Source organism: Paenibacillus hebaui (genome assembly GCF_051934385.1).
Lineage (GTDB): Bacteria > Bacillota > Bacilli > Paenibacillales > Paenibacillaceae > Paenibacillus.
The window spans coordinates 4,699,386-4,720,304 of record NZ_CP196836.1 but is presented as its reverse complement, the minus strand read 5'-3'; the positions used below and the strand labels follow the sequence as shown (position 1 = coordinate 4,720,304).

26 protein-coding genes are annotated in these 20,919 nt (G+C 48.0%); 23 read left to right on the top strand and 3 right to left on the bottom strand.

Annotation, left to right across the window (positions count from 1 at the left end; all coding sequences use genetic code 11):
• Positions 1-61: 61 nt before the first annotated feature.
• A complete protein-coding gene (locus ACR32F_RS21435; RefSeq protein WP_440110564.1) occupies positions 62-394 on the bottom strand; it encodes a hypothetical protein in 333 nt (110 codons plus the stop codon).
• Positions 395-399: 5 nt separating this feature from the next.
• Entirely contained in the window at positions 400-1,392 is a 993-nt protein-coding gene (locus tag ACR32F_RS21430) for a DUF1385 domain-containing protein (protein ID WP_440119970.1), read from the bottom strand.
• A 215-nt stretch (positions 1,393-1,607) separates the two neighbouring features.
• On the opposite strand from ACR32F_RS21430, the gene ACR32F_RS21425 reads away from it, so the two are divergent.
• From ACR32F_RS21425 to ACR32F_RS21405, 5 genes are all read left to right on the top strand, one after another.
• The gene (locus ACR32F_RS21425) at positions 1,608-2,186 is read left to right on the top strand and encodes a YqhR family membrane protein (RefSeq protein ID WP_440110562.1); all 579 of its coding nucleotides are present in this window, start codon (positions 1,608-1,610) and stop codon (positions 2,184-2,186) included.
• Between the two features lie 77 nt (positions 2,187-2,263).
• Positions 2,264-2,707: a type II 3-dehydroquinate dehydratase gene (gene aroQ, locus ACR32F_RS21420; RefSeq protein ID WP_440110560.1), complete on the top strand. Its 444-nt coding sequence runs from the start codon at positions 2,264-2,266 to the stop codon at positions 2,705-2,707.
• A 39-nt stretch (positions 2,708-2,746) separates the two neighbouring features.
• On the top strand, positions 2,747-3,820 hold the full coding sequence (locus tag ACR32F_RS21415) for a M24 family metallopeptidase (protein ID WP_440110558.1): 1,074 nt from the start codon (positions 2,747-2,749) through the stop codon (positions 3,818-3,820).
• 291 nt (positions 3,821-4,111) lie between these two features.
• Entirely contained in the window at positions 4,112-4,669 is a 558-nt protein-coding gene (efp, locus tag ACR32F_RS21410; protein WP_215075897.1) for an elongation factor P, read from the top strand.
• Between the two features lie 191 nt (positions 4,670-4,860).
• Positions 4,861-6,114: an aspartate kinase gene (locus tag ACR32F_RS21405; protein WP_440110556.1), complete on the top strand. Its 1,254-nt coding sequence runs from the start codon at positions 4,861-4,863 to the stop codon at positions 6,112-6,114.
• A gap of 88 nt (positions 6,115-6,202) precedes the next feature.
• Here ACR32F_RS21405 and ACR32F_RS21400 read toward each other — a convergent pair whose 3' ends face one another.
• Positions 6,203-6,952: a 2-phosphosulfolactate phosphatase gene (locus tag ACR32F_RS21400; protein ID WP_440110554.1), complete on the bottom strand. Its 750-nt coding sequence runs from the start codon at positions 6,950-6,952 to the stop codon at positions 6,203-6,205.
• Positions 6,953-7,227: 275 nt separating this feature from the next.
• On the opposite strand from ACR32F_RS21400, the gene spoIIIAA reads away from it, so the two are divergent.
• The 18 genes from spoIIIAA to ACR32F_RS21310 all read left to right on the top strand — a co-directional run bounded on the left by spoIIIAA (position 7,228) and on the right by ACR32F_RS21310 (position 20,773).
• Positions 7,228-8,232 carry a stage III sporulation protein AA gene (gene spoIIIAA / locus ACR32F_RS21395; RefSeq protein WP_440110552.1) on the top strand — a complete coding sequence of 335 codons (1,005 nt, stop codon included), beginning with the start codon at positions 7,228-7,230 and terminating at the stop codon, positions 8,230-8,232.
• A complete protein-coding gene (gene spoIIIAB, locus ACR32F_RS21390) occupies positions 8,225-8,743 on the top strand; it encodes a stage III sporulation protein SpoIIIAB (RefSeq protein ID WP_440110550.1) in 519 nt (172 codons plus the stop codon). Before spoIIIAA ends, spoIIIAB begins: the two co-directional genes overlap by 8 nt.
• 29 nt (positions 8,744-8,772) lie before the next feature.
• Complete coding sequence (gene spoIIIAC, locus ACR32F_RS21385) at positions 8,773-8,976, top strand: stage III sporulation protein AC (RefSeq protein WP_017687585.1); 204 nt, start codon at positions 8,773-8,775, stop codon at positions 8,974-8,976.
• Positions 8,977-9,008: 32 nt separating this feature from the next.
• Positions 9,009-9,398 carry a stage III sporulation protein AD gene (gene spoIIIAD, locus ACR32F_RS21380; RefSeq protein WP_017687586.1) on the top strand — a complete coding sequence of 130 codons (390 nt, stop codon included), beginning with the start codon at positions 9,009-9,011 and terminating at the stop codon, positions 9,396-9,398.
• 21 nt (positions 9,399-9,419) lie between these two features.
• Positions 9,420-10,610, top strand: coding sequence for a stage III sporulation protein AE (gene spoIIIAE, locus ACR32F_RS21375; RefSeq protein WP_440110547.1), 1,191 nt, complete (start codon positions 9,420-9,422; stop codon positions 10,608-10,610).
• A 30-nt stretch (positions 10,611-10,640) separates the two neighbouring features.
• Entirely contained in the window at positions 10,641-11,525 is an 885-nt protein-coding gene (gene spoIIIAF / locus ACR32F_RS21370; RefSeq protein WP_440110545.1) for a stage III sporulation protein AF, read from the top strand.
• Between the two features lie 15 nt (positions 11,526-11,540).
• On the top strand, positions 11,541-12,179 hold the full coding sequence (gene spoIIIAG / locus ACR32F_RS21365) for a stage III sporulation protein AG (RefSeq protein WP_440110543.1): 639 nt from the start codon (positions 11,541-11,543) through the stop codon (positions 12,177-12,179).
• Between the two features lie 84 nt (positions 12,180-12,263).
• Positions 12,264-13,118, top strand: coding sequence for a SpoIIIAH-like family protein (locus ACR32F_RS21360; protein WP_440110541.1), 855 nt, complete (start codon positions 12,264-12,266; stop codon positions 13,116-13,118).
• A gap of 139 nt (positions 13,119-13,257) precedes the next feature.
• Positions 13,258-13,722, top strand: a complete 465-nt coding sequence (gene accB / locus ACR32F_RS21355; RefSeq protein WP_440119969.1) for an acetyl-CoA carboxylase biotin carboxyl carrier protein — start codon at positions 13,258-13,260, stop codon at positions 13,720-13,722.
• A 55-nt stretch (positions 13,723-13,777) separates the two neighbouring features.
• Complete coding sequence (accC, locus tag ACR32F_RS21350) at positions 13,778-15,121, top strand: acetyl-CoA carboxylase biotin carboxylase subunit (protein ID WP_440110539.1); 1,344 nt, start codon at positions 13,778-13,780, stop codon at positions 15,119-15,121.
• A 228-nt stretch (positions 15,122-15,349) separates the two neighbouring features.
• Positions 15,350-15,760: an Asp23/Gls24 family envelope stress response protein gene (locus ACR32F_RS21345; protein ID WP_440110537.1), complete on the top strand. Its 411-nt coding sequence runs from the start codon at positions 15,350-15,352 to the stop codon at positions 15,758-15,760.
• 149 nt (positions 15,761-15,909) lie between these two features.
• Entirely contained in the window at positions 15,910-16,449 is a 540-nt protein-coding gene (amaP, locus tag ACR32F_RS21340; protein WP_440110535.1) for an alkaline shock response membrane anchor protein AmaP, read from the top strand.
• Between the two features lie 14 nt (positions 16,450-16,463).
• Positions 16,464-16,697 carry a DUF2273 domain-containing protein gene (locus ACR32F_RS21335; RefSeq protein WP_440110533.1) on the top strand — a complete coding sequence of 78 codons (234 nt, stop codon included), beginning with the start codon at positions 16,464-16,466 and terminating at the stop codon, positions 16,695-16,697.
• Between the two features lie 198 nt (positions 16,698-16,895).
• Positions 16,896-17,348 (top strand): transcription antitermination factor NusB, encoded by a 453-nt coding sequence (gene nusB / locus ACR32F_RS21330; protein ID WP_440110531.1) that lies wholly within the window; start codon positions 16,896-16,898, stop codon positions 17,346-17,348.
• Positions 17,349-17,395: 47 nt separating this feature from the next.
• The gene (folD, locus tag ACR32F_RS21325) at positions 17,396-18,253 is read left to right on the top strand and encodes a bifunctional methylenetetrahydrofolate dehydrogenase/methenyltetrahydrofolate cyclohydrolase FolD (RefSeq protein ID WP_440110529.1); all 858 of its coding nucleotides are present in this window, start codon (positions 17,396-17,398) and stop codon (positions 18,251-18,253) included.
• A gap of 61 nt (positions 18,254-18,314) precedes the next feature.
• Positions 18,315-19,628, top strand: a complete 1,314-nt coding sequence (gene xseA, locus ACR32F_RS21320; protein WP_440119968.1) for an exodeoxyribonuclease VII large subunit — start codon at positions 18,315-18,317, stop codon at positions 19,626-19,628.
• On the top strand, positions 19,618-19,875 hold the full coding sequence (xseB, locus tag ACR32F_RS21315; protein WP_301246402.1) for an exodeoxyribonuclease VII small subunit: 258 nt from the start codon (positions 19,618-19,620) through the stop codon (positions 19,873-19,875). Before xseA ends, xseB begins: the two co-directional genes overlap by 11 nt.
• The gene (locus ACR32F_RS21310) at positions 19,868-20,773 is read left to right on the top strand and encodes a polyprenyl synthetase family protein (RefSeq protein ID WP_440110527.1); all 906 of its coding nucleotides are present in this window, start codon (positions 19,868-19,870) and stop codon (positions 20,771-20,773) included. Before xseB ends, ACR32F_RS21310 begins: the two co-directional genes overlap by 8 nt.
• The last annotated feature ends 146 nt before the right edge of the window (positions 20,774-20,919 follow it).

Genomic DNA, 20,919 nt, shown 5'->3' with positions numbered 1-20,919 from the left:
ACTAAAAAAAAGCAATTCTCCGCAAGTGGGGAGAATTGCTTTTCTGTATGTTCAGCCAATATTAATGATACTTGGGAACGTCTTCTTCACTTTTACCTTTTTGCCCTTGAATGACTTGGAAAGGATAATCCTTGCGTTTTTTGGAAGAAGGACTATTTTTTTTAACACCGGACTGTGCATTAACTTTGGCCATGGTTCGCGCCGATGGCTTGATCCTCGGTGTCGATGTTTTGGGTGCCCAACGCCGGGGAGGATACTTATAGAGCAGGAACACAACTCCGAACACGATCAGGGGTATCACGAATTGAGATATACCCTTACTCCACAGACTAGTTAAAATTCCAACAGCAGCGAGTGCAATGAGCGTCCAAAATATAATTGCCTGCTTCTTCATATCATTCACCCTTTCACAGGATCAAGTGTTGCTACATGTACTTCTGACGTGGCAGAGACATTGGCGAGCTTGGCATCCAATTCACGCATACGGTTAAACGAAGCAATGGATACTTCTACCTGTTCATTGGTTGGTTCTTTGGTTGTAAGCAATTGCAGCCACAGTCCCGGGTATCCCAGATAACGCAGAACTGGAATATCACGTACTGAGTTGGTCAACTTCAACAGTTCAAAGGAAATCCCTAGCACAACTGGCAACAGCAGCAGACGCTGCCCCATGCGTTCCCACAGGTTATCGTATGTGAAGAGGGAGTACAAAAATACGCCGATAATGACTGTCAACATAATAAAACTGCTTCCGCACCGGTAATGCAGACGGCTATACTTCTGCACATTGTCTGGTGTGAGTTCTTCACCGGCTTCGTGAGCACTGATGACTTTATGTTCTGCCCCGTGGTATTGGAACAGACGTTTGATCATCGGAGTCTGAGAGATCAGCCACAGATAGGCCAACAACAAAATCAGCTTAATTCCGCCTTCCAGTAAATTATGCAAAAACTGATTGTCGAATGCATTCTTGAACAGAAAATTCTCAATAACAACCGGCAACAACGTCAGCACAACTTTACCGAAGAGGAATGAAAGGATAGCTACTGCAGTTACACCAATGATCATGCTGAGGCTCCAGCCTGAGCCATCTTTTTCTTTTTGTTTCGCTTTTTCTTCTGGCTCGAGTTCATCATCAGCATAAGCGTCAGCAGAAAAATTAAGATGTTTGCTTCCTTTGACACTCGAATCTATAATGCTGACAATTCCGCGCAGGAGTGGAATCCGCCGCAATTTCATGACCCAGGACTTGTCTTGCTTGGGAACTTCCAGATACGTAATTTCGCCGTCTTTTCTACGTACAGCAGTAACGTTGACATGTTTACCGCCAAACATTACGCCTTCAATGACAGCTTGCCCCCCGTAGCTAACAGGCTTGGATTGTTGAGGCAAATTATTCACCTTCCTATTCTCTTCTAAGCCTTCAAGATAGAAGGCAGTTTAATAACCCTATTGTATCGAATTATGAGAACAATTTCTAGTTTGCGAGTCAAACTAGGGTGGATGTTGTTAAGTTTGTCCTAATTTGAACATACTACCCGGTAGAGTAAGGACGATCATTTGAATCAAACCGCAGTTATACGAACTGAAAGTGAAGGAGAATATCAATGACAGAGCATACGGATGAACGCACATCACATATGGAAAATAAACGTGCTGATGAACGAGTCCAAAAGGACCGGGGCAGGCGTCCTACCCAGCGGCAGAATCAGGCACATTACTTCACCAATCCATTTTCTTTTGCAGTGGAGCTTGGTTTTTTTGCAGGTTTTATCTGGGGCGGCTTGCACTGGCTGTTCTATCTGCTTCATTTCACCATTGTGCCGCTTGGATTCTTGGCCGAACCCTTTTTCAAACACGACTTTATCTATACAGCAGCAGGACATCTGACCGGCTGGTTGTTTTTTATTTTATTCTCGGTACTCGCGTCCCTGATCTATACATTCGCTTTCAGAAAATGGAAAGGCCCGATTCCAGGCATGGGTTACGGGATCGTTTGGTGGATTATTATCTTTGTTGTTGTGGGGCCCAAACTGGATATGGTGAAACCCTTAAACGCCTTAACCTGGGATTCGATCATCACGGAATTTTGTTTCTTTTTGCTGTGGGGGCTGTTTATAGGGTACACCGTAGCCATGGAGTACACAGATGAACGTAAACGGGAGCCGGAAAAAGCAGGAGCATAGCCGCAAAAAAGCTTCTCAATCCGGTAACGGCTGTGTTAAAATAGCAGATGGTTATTTGCAGAAGGGGTGGAGCAGCGATGAAACGGATTGTTGTGATCAATGGACCGAACCTGAACATGCTCGGAGTACGTGAGCCAGGCATCTATGGAACGCTCAGTCTGAAGGATATTGAGGACAAAATTCGCAGACAGGCTGAGGAGCTAGGCGTCTCCATCGCTTTTTATCAATCCAATCACGAAGGGGACATCATTGATCGTATTCATGCAGCCATGGGCGATGCAGACGGAATCATGCTGAACGCCGGAGCACTGACCCATTACAGTTATGCTGTGCGTGATGCCATCAATGCCGTAAAAGTCCCTACAGTAGAAGTACATCTATCGAACATTCATGCACGCGAAGCGTTCAGACATCACTCCGTAATTGCTGCTGAAACGATCGGGCAGATTGCCGGATTTGGCGAAGTAAGCTATGAATTGGGGCTGCTGGCTCTCGTGCGTCATCTGGACAAACAATCCTGAGCCGGGGACCCGGGAATGTGAGAGAAAGAAGGGTTACCGATGGAAAACAAACGAGTAAATAAGTTGCGTGAGGCCATGCGTGAACATGAACTCACGGCTATGCTGATTACAAATCCGATTAACCGTCGTTATATGACGGGGTTTACAGGTTCAGCGGGATATGTGCTGATTACAGAACAGGAAGCTTACTTGCTTACGGATTTCCGTTACATGACACAGGCTCCGCAACAAGCCAAAGGGTTTACCGTTGTGGAACATGGACCGAAACCATTGGAATCGGTACGCGAACTGCTTGCATCGGCGAATATTAAGCAGGTTGGCTTTGAGCAGGATCATGTCACTTATGGCACACACACTGCTTATGCTGAAGCACTTCAGTCTATTGAATTGAAAGCTGTTTCCGGTATTGTGGAACAACTTCGCATATTCAAAGACGAGGATGAAATTGCTGTGATGCAAAGAGCTGCTGATCTGGCAGACGCTACATTCAGCCATGTTTTGCAATTTGCGAAACCAGGTATGACGGAGGGTGAAGTGGATTTGGAGATGGAGTTTTTCATGCGCAAACATGGAGCGACTTCCTCTTCGTTTGATACAATCGTTGCATCGGGTGAGCGTTCCGCAATGCCACACGGCGTGGCGAGCAGCAAAGTCATCGGACAAAATGAGTTAATTACATTTGACTTCGGTGCGCTTTTGGACGGATACTGTTCAGATCTGACACGCACGATTGCAACGGGCACACCTGTACCAGAATTGCGTAAAATTTACGACATCGTACTGGAAGCCCAGTTACATACGCTGGCGAACCTGAAACCGGGCATGAACGGGCGGGAAGCAGATGCACTGGCACGTGATATCATTGCAGGCCACGGATACGGAGAACAATTCGGACACAGCACAGGCCACGGCCTGGGCATGGAAGTCCATGAAGCTCCGCGTTTGTCCAAGCTTAGCGACGATGTATTGAAACCGGGTATGGTGGTTACCGTTGAACCGGGTATATATGTTGATGGTCTTGGCGGCGTGCGTATCGAGGATGACGTAGTGATCACCGAGACAGGTATTCACATTTTAACGAAGTCAGACAAGAAGTTCACTGTAATCGGCTAATTTACAGCCACCAGGGATATAAGACGATTTTTAATGTGTTATTTAAATTGAAAATATGAAAATTCACCATAACGGAGAGTGCAGAACCAATCTGAAGAAGCGAAGCGTTCGCCTTTATCACCGGATTTTCCCATTAATAATGGGATCAAAAAATCTGGGGATAACAGCGATCGGAGGATGGTACTGCAATCGAAGTGACCGAGGTGGCCTTTCTTGGACTCATTTTACATATAACATTAACCCATCGCCCTTATATCACCTACTTTTCAACCATATCAGGAGGGATTTTTTGTGATTTCCGTAAACGATTTTAAAACAGGCTTGACCGTACAAGTGGACAACGACATCTATACCGTACTCGATTTCCAACATGTTAAACCAGGTAAAGGTGCTGCCTTTGTACGCTCCAAACTGAAAAACCTGCGCAACGGTAACACCGTTGAAAAAACATTCCGTGCAGGCGAAACCATTGGTCGTGCCATCATCGAGAACCGTGGCGTATCCTATCTGTATGCAAGTGGTACAGAGCACACGTTCATGGATAACGAAACTTATGATCAATTCACACTGACTAGTGATCAACTGGAATGGGAATTGAACTTCCTGAAAGAAAACATGAACGTAAAGATCATCAGTTACCAAGGTGAAATCCTCGGAATCGATTTGCCTACAAGCGTAGAATTGAAAGTTATTGAAACAGAGCCAAGCGTAAAAGGGAATACTGCACAAGGTGCTACCAAAAACGCAAAAGTGGAAACAGGCTTGAATGTACAAGTTCCTTTGTTCATTAACGAAGGTGATGTTCTGCTGATCGATACGCGTGAAGGTAAATACTCTTCCCGCGCGTAACTTTCACAAGGTGTAAGCCAAATAAAGCGTTACTTTAACCCTTTGCCATTCCTATGGCAGAGGGTTTTTTCGAAAAAAGATTAGCCTATCAGACGCTTTCGTAATATACTGAGTTAAAGTCATTTTTCGGAGAGAATAATGGCGATGGACATCAATTATGCATACTGCACAAGGTAGGGAGTGGATTTGCTTTGTCATTGTACGTCATGAAATTTGGGGGCAGCTCGGTCGGAGATACAGAGCGCATGAAGCGTGTAGCCGGACGTGTTGTAGAAAAAGCGGATGAAGGACATCAGTGTGTAGTTGTGGTTTCGGCCATGGGGGATACGACAGATGATCTGATTGATCAGGCGAAACAGCTGAACAGCGAACTGCCTGCGCGTGAGATGGATATGCTTTTAACTACGGGAGAACAGATCTCCATATCCTTGTTATCGATGGCGATTCAGGCGCTGGGACGCAAGGCGGTATCATTTACAGGCTGGCAGGCGGGCTTCCGCACAGAACCTGTGCATGGGAAAGCACGCATCAACAATATCCACCCGGAACGGGTGAATCAGGCGTTGGCAGAAGGTAACATCGTCATCGTTGCAGGCTTCCAGGGAATGACGGAAGAAGGCGAGATCACGACATTTGGCCGTGGAGGCTCTGATACAACAGCAGTAGCCTTGGCAGCAGCAATCAAGGCAGACGCTTGCGAGATTTACACGGATGTGGACGGGATCTATTCCACCGATCCGCGGATCGTCAAAGTTGCGCGTAAGCTCAAGGAAATTTCGTACGACGAAATGCTGGAACTGGCTAACTTGGGAGCAGCGGTACTGCATCCGCGTGCAGTTGAGTACGCAAAGCATTCCGGTGTGCCTTTGATTGTAAGATCCAGCTTTAACCATAATGAAGGAACGGTTGTGAAGGAGGAAGCAACAATGGAACAGGGTGTGGTAGTCAGTGGTATTGCCTATGATAAAAATGTGGCTCGCATCAGTATTCTAGGTGTGCCGGATGTACCGGGGGTTCTCGCTGAAGTATTTGGTGCTCTCGCATCGGAACAGCTGGATGTAGACATTATCGTGCAGAGTGGTGTGATGGACGGCAAGGCGGACTTCTCGTTCTCTGTTGCGCTGTCTGACCGTGAGAACGCACTGCGTGTCATTGAAGGCATCCACAGCCGTTTGCCTTACCGTGAAGTTACTTCCGAAGATAATCTGGTTAAAGTCTCCATCGTTGGTGCGGGAATGGTCAGCCATCCAGGCGTAGCCGCCAAGATGTTTAAAGTCATCTCTGGTGAAGGTGTGAGCATCAAGATGGTCAGCACGTCCGAGATCAAGGTATCCTGCGTCATTGACGGAGAGAAGCTTCATGACGTGATCAAGGCGCTGCATACGGCGTATGACCTTGATACCGAAGTGCAAGCCGTTGTTGGCGGACCGCAAGTTCGCAGATAATATCTGCTAGTTATGTTATATATCTAAACATACCAAAGGTGTGCTGTAACCCCGCTAATGGGAGAGCAGCACACCTTTTTTTGTTTTATTACAGTAAATTAATCATTCTCTCCCTGCGTGTTCTCCTGAAAGGCTGTATTCGATTGCCCTCACCCATTTCCGGAACACAGTCCAGCAAGTTCAATTGGGTGCAATAGGTTACATCGTGTATCCTGCCCAGCTTTTCGAGCCTTCGGCCGCCAGCGGAGACTCTGATCAGATCTGGCAATCTATCCCCACAATGAGATGCAGCCTGATGGAGCACCAAGCCCAGATCGTTCAGTCGGATGGGAAAAGGGGATTGTCGATACAGTTCCTCAATAATGCAGCCTGCACACAAACCATCCTCCAGAGCAAACTCATCCTGATTCCCAGCACATAATAATAAGACGTCCCTGCGAAGCTCGCACAGAACAGCTGCCACAGCCTGCACATTGAGAAATGAGCCTGCAAGCACATGTCTCGCCTGGGAGGCTTTGATTAGAGCCCGTGTACCATCTGTCGTAGTCAGAATGATTGTTTTGCCCGCAATACTCGGAGTCATATATTCATAGGGGGAATTGCCCGCCTCGAATCCTGTAATTTTTTTGTCAAAACGTTCCCCGCCACGAATGGCATCCTTCACATTGAATTGTTTCGCTTGAGGAACAGTCTCTACAGCAATCACATTCGCCGCATCATTCGCAAGTGCCGTAACAATCGTACTGGTCGTTCGCAACACATCGATCACAACCACACTTCGTCCCGCAATATCCATTCTTCGAACTTCATTTACATTGCCTACCACGTCGACTCGCACTCCCCACAACTCCTTTCTGCATTTGGGGATAGGTGGTTCTGTCTTTCTTTATCCGAAATGGATAACACCTGTCTGCAAGCACTATATGCACTTGGAACTAGACGGGTGCCTAGAATGAGAATAAGTTACTGATCTATGATTTTTAACTCTCATCCCTATTCTGAAGAAAATGATAGATTTCAGCGTCATAAAATCAATGTACACACATAAACTTGAGATATGAACAAGCACCAGAAACGCGATAAAACCGAATCTAAAGTTGGAGGGGCCTATTCATGATGGTGAACTGGAAGGATCTCTTTCCGGAACCGATTCGAACCATTCTGGGAAGAATGCCGCCCGCTTTATTCGAAAAAGTGGAGGAAGTACGTATCCGTGAAGGAAGGCCACTGGAAATCAATGCAGGAGACACCTATCACTTCCTTACAGCTCAGGGCAGTCCGACGGCGAAGCCTGATGAAGCCTATATTCCCTTAAAAGAGGTAACACACAGGCTGCTGGATCTGATCAGTAATCATTCGCTTTATACATTAGAGGAGGAGCTGCGCAAAGGGTTCATAACCATTCCTGGCGGACATCGAATCGGACTGGCTGGTCGGACGGTCCTCAGCGGTGGGCGTGTAGAATATTTGCGCGATATCAATGGATTCAATGTCAGGGTTGCCCGGGAGGTTCACGGAGTTGCTGATCGGATTCTGCCTTATCTGCTGGACATGAAGACTGGACAGGTCATGCACACCTTGATTCTTTCGCCCCCACAGCAAGGCAAGACCACATTGCTGCGGGATCTGGCGAGACAGATCAGCAGTGGAACCAAACTTACAGGGGGAAATGAGCTTGTTCAGGGCATACGTCCACGTCTAAAGGTTGGCATCGTTGATGAACGGTCTGAAATCGCCGGAAGTTACAAGGGTGTACCTGGATTTGATGTGGGTCCACGAACGGATGTGATGGACGGTTGTCCGAAGGCTGAAGGCATGATGATGATGCTTCGTTCCATGTCTCCCGATGTCCTGATTGTGGACGAGATCGGTCGTCCTGAGGATGCAGAGGCAGTGATGGAAGCCTTGCATGCAGGTGTATCTGTCATTGCAACTGCCCACGGACGTGATCTGGCTGAGCTCTCTTCCAGACCAGCGCTGAGAAGCCTTATTGTCGAGCAGATGTTTCAACGCTATGTTCAGCTGCAGCGGACGAGCCGGGGCATGAGCTTTCGATTGGCCGATGGTAAAATGCGTGCTCTACAGCAGACAGAAGCGGGAGGCGAGGCATTTGGTTAACATGCTCGGTGCCGTCATCATTCTGCTGGCCAGTACCCTCGCCGGATTTTATAAAGCAAGGCAATATGCCCTGCGGCCCAGACAACTGCGAGAATTAATTGCTGCTCTTCAGCGCCTGATGACTGAAATCAACTATGGGCTGACTCCATTACCTGATGCAATGGGGAAAATGGGAGCCCAGACAAAAGAACCTGTTCGGACGCTATTCCTTCACGCTGCCAAACAGATGGAGCCTCCTCATGGACATACTGCCCGTGAGAGTCTCCAGTCTGGTATTGAAGAAGCGTGGGGAAGATCAGCCATGAAGACGGACGAGCGGGAAGTCATGCTGCAATTAAGCTTCAGCCTTGGCACCAGCGACCGTCAGGATCAGACCAAACACATCTCGCTAGCCATTCAACAACTAATGCATGAGGAATCCCGCGCCCAGGCCGATCAAATGAAATATGAACGAATGAGCCGAAGTCTCGGGATGCTTGTCGGAGCGTTAATCGTCATTCTGATCTTCTGAAATTGCCGGGATAGTGAGGTGCCAAGGTCATGAATTTAGAAGTGAACGCAATCTTTCAAATTGCGGGCATCGGAATCATTATTGCCATGATTCACACGGTGCTGAAACAAATGGGAAAGGAAGATATGGCTCACTGGGTGACCGTAATCGGATTTGTCGTTGTATTGTTCATGGTGGTCCGTATGCTGGACAGCCTGCTTCAAGAGATCAAATCGATATTTCTTTTTCAATGAAAACGGTCATGAAGCCGGGTTGGTGGTGACCTGTGGAAATTATCCAAGTTGTAGGTTTGGCGCTCATTGCAACGGTACTCATTCTTGTCATCAAGGAACAGAAGCCGATGTTTGCTTTTCTGATTGCTGCCGCTACCGGTATCGTGATCTTTATGCTGCTGATTGGCAAAATTGGCGCAGTCATCGAAGTGTTAAAACGACTTGCTGAGAATTCAGGCATGGAGAGCATCTATCTCAAAACCGTGCTGAAAATTATTGGTATTGCGTACATTGCCGAATTCGGTGCACAGATTGTTAGGGATGCAGGCCAGGAGAGCATCGCTTCCAAGATTGAGCTTGCTGGCAAGGTGCTGATCCTTGTACTCGCTATACCGATTATCAGCATTATTATCGAAACCGTCATGAAGCTGATGCCGGTATAGAAGGAGGCGTGCGGACTTCGTATGAAAATCTTGCCTTACAAGCCGCAGTGGCGCCTTACCTTCGTGCTGACGCTGTGTTTTCTGTTTGGGATCATCGGACAGGTCGCCGCCGTCTCTCCTTCGGGCGAGTGGATGCAGCAGCAGGCAGACCAGCTCCCCAAGGATCAGGTGGAGAAATATTGGGATCAACTCATGCAACAATACGGTGGTTTTTTCCCGGAAGGAAAAACGCCTTCCTTTATGGATATGTTACTTCCCGGCAATGAAGGGTTCAGTCTAAAGTCCGTGTTTACAGCCATCGGAACCTTCATGCTGCATGAAATTTTATATAACGGCAAACTTCTAGTCACGATTGTGATGCTGAGTGTGCTAAGCATGATTTTGGAGACGCTGCAGACCGCTTTTGAGAAGAACAATATTAGCAAAATCGCCTACTCCATCTGTTACATGGTCATCATCATCATTGCCATCAACAGTTTCAGTGTGGCGATTGGATACGCCAAGGATGCCATTGCCGGTATGATCAATTTTATGATGGCCATGGTGCCCCTCTTATTTACACTGCTGGCTTCAATGGGGAATGTGATTACCGTTTCGGTTACCCATCCGCTCATCATTTTCATGATTCATCTGGTAGGTACGTTGATCCATATGCTGGTGTTTCCATTACTCTTTTTCTCGGCAGTGTTACATCTCGTCAGTTCCTTGTCCGACAAGTACAAGCTGACACAGCTGGCAGACCTGTTACGAAATATCAGTGTGGCTCTGCTTGGTATTCTGCTAACGATGTTTCTGGGTGTGATCTCGGTGCAGGGAGCATCGGGCTCTGTGGCAGATGGTGTTAGTCTGAAAGCGGCGAAGTATATCGCAGGTAACTTTGTCCCCATTGTCGGCAGGACGTTTGCGGATGCGACGGATACCGTTATCACAGCCTCACTTCTCGTCAAAAATGCAATCGGGCTAACCGGTGTCATCATCATCTTGTTTTTATGCGCATTTCCAGCGCTTAAAATTCTGACGCTTGCCCTGATATACAACATTACTGGCGCGATCATGCAGCCTTTGGGTGAAACGCCGATTGTAGGATGTTTGCAAGCGATTGGCAAAAGCATGATTTACGTATTCGCAGCACTGGCAGCTGTTGGACTGATGTTTTTTCTGGCCATCACGATCCTGCTAACTGCAGGCAATCTGACGGTCATGATGCGATGAGAGGGAAGTTCATGAGAAAGGGGTGGAAGGATGGGGTGGCTGAGCAGCTGGCTCCGGGAATTGATCATGATCGTTCTGTTGGCAACGTTTGTGGATATGCTGTTGCCAAACCGATCCATGGAACGCTATGTCAAGCTTGTGCTGAGCCTTCTTATCCTGCTGACCCTGTTATCACCCATTACCAAGCTGCTGCGAAGTGATCCGGTTGGAGAGCTGAAGCGGGCGATGACAACCATGGATTCACCTTCGGATGCCAATGCTACGCTGGAACAGATTTTGGCTCAGGGCAAGCAGCTTCAATCCAACGAACAGGAACAATCTTTGCAGTGGACAGCCAAAGAACTGGCTAACGTGATGAAAGGGCAGATTGAAGAAACAACCGGGGAGCGAGTTCAGTCTGTGGAGGTAAAGCTCGCCATGAATACTGCCAAGCAGGAGAGCGAGTTGGCCTCCTCGGTTGAACTGCCTGTGATCCAATATGTTCAGGTGGAAATGGCCGGAGAGGCAAAGGTGAGTAAGGGGAACGCAGGGCAACAGGAAGCGGGGACAAATGCGAAACCGGTGTTCGGCCCAGATCAGCAAACCGGAACGACTGAGATTGATCCAGTACAGCAACCCATCCAGATCGGTCAGGTCGAAGTGCCTGATGTACAGATTAAGGTGGATAGCAGCATTAATCATAACAGTAGCGCGGGTACCGAAAATCTTGAAGAATCACAAAATGATCAGCAAGCTGAATCTCAACTTGGCTCTCAAGCTGTCTCAGGTGATCAGACAGATGCAAGCCCTCAGCATGGACAGACGCCCTCCCGCTCAGAACGCGCAGTACAGATTATCACGCTGCTGACAGAGAAATGGGATATCGATGCGAGCAAAGTACGAGTGAATGAAAAGAAAAGCGCCTCGGCGCTGTGAGAAGGAGGGTGTCCGATGAGGCAATGGCTCAAAAAGATGGAAAGCTGGCTTGGTGGTGGAGAAGGTGGACAACGGCGGAGTCAAACCTTTCGCTGGCTTATTATTCTGGGTTTGATCGGGGTGGGGATCATGCTGTTTAATTCCTTCGTCAATGTCAAAAAAATTGATTCCGAAAATATCGGTCGGGAACCTCCCGATCCGACAACTTCCATGGCATCCATACAGAGCGATGCAACGGATCAGAATCCTTTTCAGGCGATAGAGATCGCATTTGAAGACAAGATCAAGGGTGTCCTGGAGAACATCGTAGGTGTAGGAACCGTTGATGTCATGGTTACTGTCGATTCTACAGAGGAGCTTGTTGTACAACGTAATGTGAAGGATTCTCAGCAGCTTACCGAAGAAACGGATGCTAGCGGGGGCAAGCGACATATGACGCAATATACCCGTGATGGCGAGATCATTACGTATGAAATATCAGGGGACCAGACACCGATTGTCACGAAGAAGCTCAAACCGCAGATCCGGGGGGTACTTGTGGTTGCCAGGGGTGCAGAGAACAAGGTTGTGAAGGACCTGATTACCGATGCTGTGGAAAAAGGACTGAATGTGGCGGCCTACCGAATTTCGGTTGTTCCGCGCAAGCAGGATTAATTCGGAATGTTGAAACTCAGGATTCAATTCTTGTACAAGATTCGATTCGCATAAGAATGAAGTTAATTCGAGGAGGAAGTTCTAATGAATAACAAACGTCAAACGGTGTGGCTCGTTTCCATGTTGAGCCTGATGGTCATTTTGTCTGCGTATTATTTGTTCACTGAAGATTCCGGTCCAGTCAATGCGCCTGTAGCTGACAGTCAGCAGGTGGATAGCATGAAGCAGGGAGAAGCGAAAGAAACGGCTGGAATCCTTGATCCGACGGAAGGTCTGGTTATCAATGAAGTTGTGAATGGCGGTGAAGTTACAGGTACTGAAGGAGAGCAATCTGCGGCTGAATCGGTTGATAATCCTGCTGTTGTAGAAGGTAAAGAAGCCGGAGAAACCGAGAAATCACCTGCTGCAGAATCGGGCGAGAAGCAAGCTGAAGCAGGGAAAGACAGTGAAAAAGGGACTGACAACAAAGGGACGGACAAAGGCGCAGCAACCAGTCCTGAGGCAAGTGGTGGGACAGACGGCAGTGCGACGAAGACCGATGAGGATGTCCTCAAGGAAATGGAGGAGCAAAATACAGCAGCATCCGCGAGCAGTCAGTTCCAGAACTATCAGTGGCAGCGTGAGGAAAGCAATAATCGCAAATATGAGGAACTGATGACCGAAGCGGGTGATCTGAGCAAAACACCAGAGGAAAATGCCAAAGCAACCGAACAGATCCGTACGCTGGAAGAAAAACAAGCCAAAATCAATGGCATTGAAGAAACTCTTTCACAGCAGTTCGCCAATGCCATCGTTCAAGAGGATGCCGACAAGTATAAAGTCGTTGTACTTAGTGATAAACTGGATGTAAAACAAGCGGTTTCCATTGTGGATCTGGTTATGAAAGAACTGGCTGTAACGCAAAATAGAATCAGTGTGCAATACGTGACTGAACAGTAATCCAAATCATGGAAAATGAGCCCCGAGAGCTGGATCAGTTCTCGGGCTCTTTCCATTTTTAACGATTATGATATAATACATAAAGCCATATGACCGTCCTAGTGAGACTGGCATGATGCCGAAGGAGTGAATAATGGAAATGTTTAAATTGAGTGAAATCAAAGAACTGATCAAATTGGTCGATGAAAGTTCCGTTCAGGAGTTGGAAATTGAAAACGAAGGATCGCGGTTGTCGATTCGCAAACCGGGTAAAACCGAGTATGTTCAGGCAGCTGCTATGCAACCACAGATGATTGCTGCTCCACAGGTACAACCGGCTGCAGTGGTAACTGAGGCTGCTCCGCAAGTTGATACTACAAGCCATTTACATAAAATCGTATCCCCGATGGTGGGTACTTTTTACAGAGCTTCCTCGCCGGAAGTGGGTCCTTTTGTAAGCGCTGGTGATAAAGTTGTTGAGAAAACAACCGTATGTATCATTGAAGCAATGAAGCTGATGAACGAGCTTGATGCCGACATCAAGGGAGAAATCGTTGAAGTGCTGGTTGAGAACGGACAGCTGGTCGAGTATGGACAGCCCCTGTTCTTGGTGAAACCAGAATAACGGTTATAGCTGGATAACGGCAACCGCATGAGCTTCGAAGGAGGACAATAACGAAATGAAATTTCAAAAAATACTGATTGCGAACCGTGGCGAGATTGCGGTACGTATTATTCGTGCCTGTCGTGAAATCGGCATTTCGACGGTAGCAGTCTATTCGGAAGCGGATAAGGACTCCCTGCATGTTCGTCTTGCTGATGAGGCGTACTGCATCGGGCCAACACTTTCGAAAGATAGTTATCTGAATTTTACAAATCTGATGAGTGTAGCCACACTGACGGATTGTGATGCGATCCACCCTGGATACGGGTTCCTCGCGGAGAATGCCGATTTTGCAGAAATCTGTGGTTCCTGCAATATTACGTTTATCGGTCCTTCCCCGGAAGCCATTACCAAAATGGGAGATAAAGCTGTGGCTAAACAGACGATGCAAGATGCCGGAGTACCTGTAATTCCGGGATCGGACGGTCTGGTTGAAAATATGGATGAAGCCATCATGATTGCTAGAGATATCGGTTATCCTATTATTATCAAAGCTACTGCTGGTGGTGGAGGTAAAGGGATTCGTATCGCTGAGGATGAAGAAACGCTGATCAAGCAGATCACGGCTGCCCAGCAGGAAGCACAGAAGGCTTTTGGCAATGCCGGAGTATATCTGGAGAAATTCCTGACAGGCATGAAACACGTGGAGATTCAGATCATTGCCGACAAACATGGGAACGCAGCCCATTTGGGCGAGCGCGATTGTTCTGTTCAGCGCCGTCGTCAAAAACTGGTGGAAGAAGCTCCATGTCCTATCCTTTCTGAAGAGGTTCGTACATTAATGGGAGAAGCTGCAGTACGTGCAGCGCTTGCTGTGAACTACTCGGGAGCAGGTACACTGGAGTTTTTGCTCAGCCCTAACGGTGAATTCTATTTCATGGAAATGAATACGCGTATTCAGGTAGAACATCCGGTTACAGAGATGGTTACCGGTGTGGATCTGATCCGTGAGATGATCTCCGTAGCTGAGGGCAACCCGCTCTCTTTCCGTCAGGAAGACGTTGTTATCAACGGCTGGTCCATCGAATGTCGTATCAACGCTGAGGACCCGGACCGCAACTTTATGCCATCACCAGGCAAAATCGGCTTTTATCTTGCGCCGGGAGGACCAGGTGTGCGGGTAGATAGCGCAGCTTATCCTGGTTACACCATCTCTCCTTATTATGACTCCATGATCGCCAAATTGATCGTGTGGGGAGCAAATCGAGAAGAGGCTATAGCGAAGATGAAGCGTGCTTTGGGTGAATTTGCGATTGAAGGGATATCTACAACGATTCCTTTCCATCAGAAATTGCTGGAGCATCCAACGTTCATTCGTGGTGATTTTGATATTAAATTTCTTGAGGAAAACGAGATTTAACATGCATATTGGGCTCGTTTGTCATAATCTAGCCCAAATGATATAGTATGTAATAATAAGAGCGCATGTCTCCTGCAGTGGATAAGCCCGCACGCTCGGCCGCGGATGAAGGTTGCAGGAGTTCCGGTAAAGCCGGACCGGAAGGGGTTCTGAGGGTCGATTGGCCTATTTGCCAGCGCCCTGACGGATGGCCGCAAACTTATTTCGCGAAAGGTGTGTTGAACAGTTATGAGTACACTGCCGACAGAATTTGAACGAACGGATATCGGTGAAATCCAGATCGCACCTGAAGTCATTGAAGTGATCGCTGGACTGGCTACACTTGAAGTAAAAGGTGTTGCAGGTATGAGCGGTGGATTCGCTGGTGGATTTGCTGAATTACTTGGTCGCAAAAATCTTTCCAAAGGCGTTAAGGTTGAAGTAGGTCAGCGTGAAGCTGCAGTGGATGTATCCGTAATTATTGAGTATGGTTACCGTCTTCCACAGGTTGCTACCGAAATTCAACAGAACGTTAAGCGCTCCATTGAGAACATGACAGGTCTGAACGTGAATGAGGTTAATGTACACATTCATGATGTTCAGTTCAAGAATGCCGAGAAAGTCGAAGAGATCGACCTGAACAGTCAGCGCGTAAAATAAAAGAAGACAGATTCCCCCGGCATCAACTGTCGGGGGTTATCCCGTCTTGGACAGGTCTTCAACAGAGAGCGTTAGCTTTCATAAGGGATCTGACTTTTGCCAATGAGTAGGTTAAGCGATGTTAGTGAGCAAGGGAGGCTGTGCAGTTCGTGGCTAAAATACTGGATCGGCTTCTGTTGTTTATATACAGCATAAGCGTTGGAGCAATATCGGCAGCAGTCATACTTCTTATCAGCGGTGTGCTGCCTTACGAATTGAATTACCAGCAGGAACAAAACGTCATTGTTGCGTCGATTGTTGCAGCAGCGATTTTGTTTATCCTGAGTTTGCGATTTTTCTATATCTCGGTTCGTCGCGATCGTGCTTCGCTGCCGTCTGTAGATCAGCGTACGGAGTTCGGTGATGTGCAGATTTCGATGGAAACGATTGAGAATCTCTGTCTAAAAGCGACTTCTCGCTTTCGGGGCGTTCGTGATGTGAAAGCACGTATTCGTGTGGTTGAATCGGGACTGGAGATCATGATCCGTGCGGTTGTGGATGGCGAGACGCCTATCCCTGCGCTGACTTCTGATCTGCAGAAGGCAATACATGATCATGTACAGGAGATTACGGGTATCCCGGTTTCTTTTGTTACCGTGTATATTGCTAACGTTACCCAGTCGCCTAACTACAAGAGTCGAGTGGAATGAGGTGAGTTTCACTGATGCTGTGGAGAGAGATTTGGGATAGCCACAGAGGCCGGATTATAGGAATTGCCGGCGGGATCTTTTTTGGATTTCTTTATGTATGGATCGGTTTTTGGGATATGTTGTTCTTTGCACTCTTGGTGTTCATTGGTTATACATTAGGCAGACGAAGCGACTCGAAGCTGGGTTCGTTCATTCCCTGGAGGGAATGGGCGCAATGGCTGGGTGACCGCTGGCGTCCGTTTAAGTGAGCCGCCCGAACCCTGCAATATGTTTCTTCCGAAAATAGAGCTGTTGTTTAGGTTGCCCGTTTTTTGGAGGAAACACATTGCAGGTTTTTTTTGTGAAAAGGGATAACAATATAATAAAATCACTGATTCCATGAATGGTTTTACTATTATAAAATAAGCATGATGACGCTCCATAAGGAGCGCTGCAGGAGGCAGGACATGAAAAGACGTTTGGCAAGGGAAATTGCAGTACAAAGTCTGTATCAGATGGAAATGAATGAAGTGGGCGCGGCTGAAGCCGTGAACATGCTGATCAATGAAGCTGCGGAGGACAATGAAACCGAAGTGGTCATCCGCGACGCCGATGTGATGCGGACCTACGTTACCGAAATGGTACAGGGAGCCTGGAGCAATAAGGAAGCCATTGACGGGTTGCTGGTGGATTATCTGAAAGGCTGGCAGATTAGCCGTCTATCACGTGTAGACCGACAGATTTTGCGGCTTTCCGCATATGAAATGGTGTTCCGTGATGATATTCCTGCGAAAGTATCCGTCAATGAAGCGATCGAATTATCGAAATATTTCGGTACAGATGAATCCGGTAAATTCGTCAATGGCGTACTTGGACGCATGATTCAGGAAGTTGACGCCATCAAGGAAAAATTGTCATAGATTTGCGAGTTACTCAATATATGTTCACATAAGGGAGAGAGAGTACAATGACAGCATCTATTATTAACGGTAAAGAAGTATCCCAAGAGATCCGCGCAAGCATGACAACAGAAGTAAAACAGCTTAGCGAACAGGGGGTAGTACCTGGTCTGGCTGTTGTGCTCGTCGGGGAAGATCCGGCATCCCAAGTATATGTGCGTAATAAAGAAAAGGCTTGTCATGACCTCGGCTTCTACTCCGAAGTGCATCGTCTGGATGCAAGCACATCCCAGGAGGATCTGCTCGCTCTGGTGGACAAGCTGAACAATCAGGAATCCATTAACGGAATTTTGGTTCAGCTCCCATTACCGAAGCATATTGAAGAGAAAGCCGTTATCGATGCAATCGCCGTGGACAAAGATGTAGACGGATTCCACCCGGTCAATGTGGGTAATCTCGTCATTGGTGACGATAGCTTGCTGCCATGTACTCCTGCAGGAGTAATTGAGCTGATCAAGCGTACTGGGCTTGAAATGTCAGGCAAACATGCGGTTGTCATCGGCCGAAGCAACATTGTCGGCAAACCGGTGTCTTTGTTGCTGCAACGTGAGAATGCAACGGTAACCATGTGTCATTCCCGTACAGCCAACATGAAAGAGATCACACGTCAGGCGGACATTCTTGTTGTAGCCATCGGGCGTGCGAACTTTGTGGATGCCGATTTTGTCAAACCGGGTGCAGTTGTTATCGATGTTGGGATGAATCGTCTGGATAACGGAAAACTGGCAGGAGACGTGGATTTCGAGAGCGTTAAGGCGGTATCTGGCCCAATTACACCGGTTCCTGGAGGCGTTGGTCCAATGACAATCACGATGTTAATGCAGAATACTTTGATCGCTGCGAAGCGCGCTCACGGATTGGCCTAGGTAACTGTCTGTGGCAGATCAAAAGATCTACTCCATTAAAGACCTGAACCGATACATCCGGATGAAACTGGAATCGGATCAGGTCCTGTCGGATGTATGGCTGCGCGGTGAGATTTCCAATTTCACACATCACTCCAGCGGTCATATGTATTTTACATTGAAGGACAAGGACAGCCGAATTAAGTCCATTATGTTTGCGTCCCATAATCAGCGACTGCCCTTTGTACCGAAAGAGGGTGCGAGGGTTGTTGCGCGTGGCAACGTATCGGTGTATGAACGGGACGGGCAATATCAATTTTATGCAACTCATATGCAGCCAGACGGGATCGGAAGTCTGTATCTGGCATATGAGCAGTTGAAAAAAAAGCTGGAGGACGAGGGGCTGTTCTCTGCATCGCGTAAAAGAGAGATCCCACGATATCCTCAGACCATCGGTGTGGTCACATCTCCTACGGGAGCAGCGGTGCGTGATATCATGATCACACTACAACGCAGATATCCCTCAGCCCGAGTAGTGCTTTACCCTGTTCTCGTTCAAGGCAAGGGTGCAGCTCCTTCCATCGTGAAGGCTATCCAAAACCTGAACCGCCTTGGTGAAGCGGATGTGCTGATCGTTGGACGAGGCGGCGGATCACTGGAAGAACTGTGGGCCTTCAATGAGGAGATTGTGGCGAGGGCGATTGTTGCATCGGCCATTCCTGTCATTTCGGCGGTTGGGCACGAAACGGACTTCACCATTGCCGATTTTGCGGCCGATTTGCGTGCGGCAACGCCTACAGCTGCTGCGGAGCTGGCTGTGCCTAACCGGGCTGAATTGCTGGAGCAGATTGCTCAGCGTCAGCGTCAGTTACAGCATAGTTTGCGTCAACGCGCTGTTCATAATCGTGAGCGTTTGGCTAGATTGCAGCGCTCGCCTGTACTTGTGCATCCGAGACGTACCTTGATGCAGCATACGGAGCGGCTGGACATGATACATCAGCGACTGCTGCGAACTGTAGATACACGTATGAAATGGACTGGAGAGAAGCAGGAACGTCTGCTTGCAGCTCTGCAGCGTTTCAATCCTCGTGAACAGGTAAATGCAGCAAGACGCGAGAATGCGTCAGCTCGGCGTCAACTGGAGCTGGCCATCCGCTCCATTTCAAGAGCGAAGCAGCAGCAGTGGAAGTCAACGGTGCGGCATCTGGATGCGCTTAGCCCGCTTAAAGTCATGTCACGCGGATACAGCCTTGTATATGACGAGCAGGAACAGCGATTGATTAAGTCGATGAAGGATGTACAGCCTGGAGATTCGATAAAGATTAAATTAACAGACGGACAGTTGGACTGTCAGGTTTGGGGAATGAAGGAGGACGACAATACCCATGGCGAATGAACCGGAATTGAATTTTGAAGAGGCAATGGCGGCATTGGAAGACATCGTAGGTCAGCTTGAGCATGGTGATGTTCCGTTGGAACAGGCTATCGATCTGTTTCAGCGCGGGATGAAACTTTCCCAGCTTTGTGGTTTGAAGCTGGAACAAGTGGAACGCAAGATCGAGATGATCGTAGAAGAGGATGGGGAACTTCGCAAGAAACCGTTCGGCAATGCCGTCGATGAAAGCGGGGAAGTCAATGAGTAATCGTCCTTCGTTTGAAGCGTACCTTCAGGAGGTCACAGCTGAGGTGACGGGAGAGTTGCAACAGACTCTTCCGGATCACTGGGATGTTCCCCAGTCCTTAGCTGAGGCAATGCAGTATTCACTTATGGCCGGAGGCAAGCGCCTTCGTCCACTCCTGGTCGTTGCTGCGGCGGAAGCCTTCGGTGCACAGCGTACAGCTGCACTGCCGGTAGCCTGCGCCGTGGAGATGGTTCATACCTATTCGTTGATCCACGACGACCTGCCTGCCATGGATAATGATGATTACCGCAGGGGAAAATTAACGAATCATAAGGTATATGGTGAAGCAACTGCCATATTGGCAGGGGATGCACTGTTAACTCATGCTTTTTATAGTATTGTTCAGGCTGGCCGCCGCAGTGGTGTATCGGCAGAGGCATTGCTGTCCATTGTGGAGGATTTGTCCGAACTGGCTGGGGCAAGAGGCATGGTTGGAGGGCAAGTTGCAGATATGGAGGGCGAGCAGGGTATGACTGATCTGGCTCAGTTGCAATATATTCATCTGCACAAAACCGGTGATTTGATTGTGTTCTCCCTCCTTGCAGGGGCACGAATTGGTGGCGCGGATGAAGGGCAATTGGAAGCACTGCGTGTGTTTGGCAGAGATCTGGGTCTGGCTTTCCAGATTCAGGATGATATTCTCGATCTGACGGGCGACGAGCAGAAAATGGGCAAGAAGACGCAAAGTGATGTGACTCAGCAGAAGGTGACGTATCCTTATTTTATTGGTATGGAAGCCTCTCTTGATGAGGTGAAGTCCCTTACCCAATCTGCCCAAAATGCACTGCTTAGAGCTGAGTTACCGGACGACTCCAGATTGATGGAAATTGCCGATTATTTGATGAGTCGAGATCATTAGATTCTGGAGAAACACGGCTGTTTCAAAACACACTGAACAGTGTAATCAATGTAATGTCCTTTTTCCGAATTCATGGAAAGGGTCTTTCGTATGAGGTTCAGGGATACATATGGGGAGAAGGTCATACGTACTATGCTGGCGAAAAT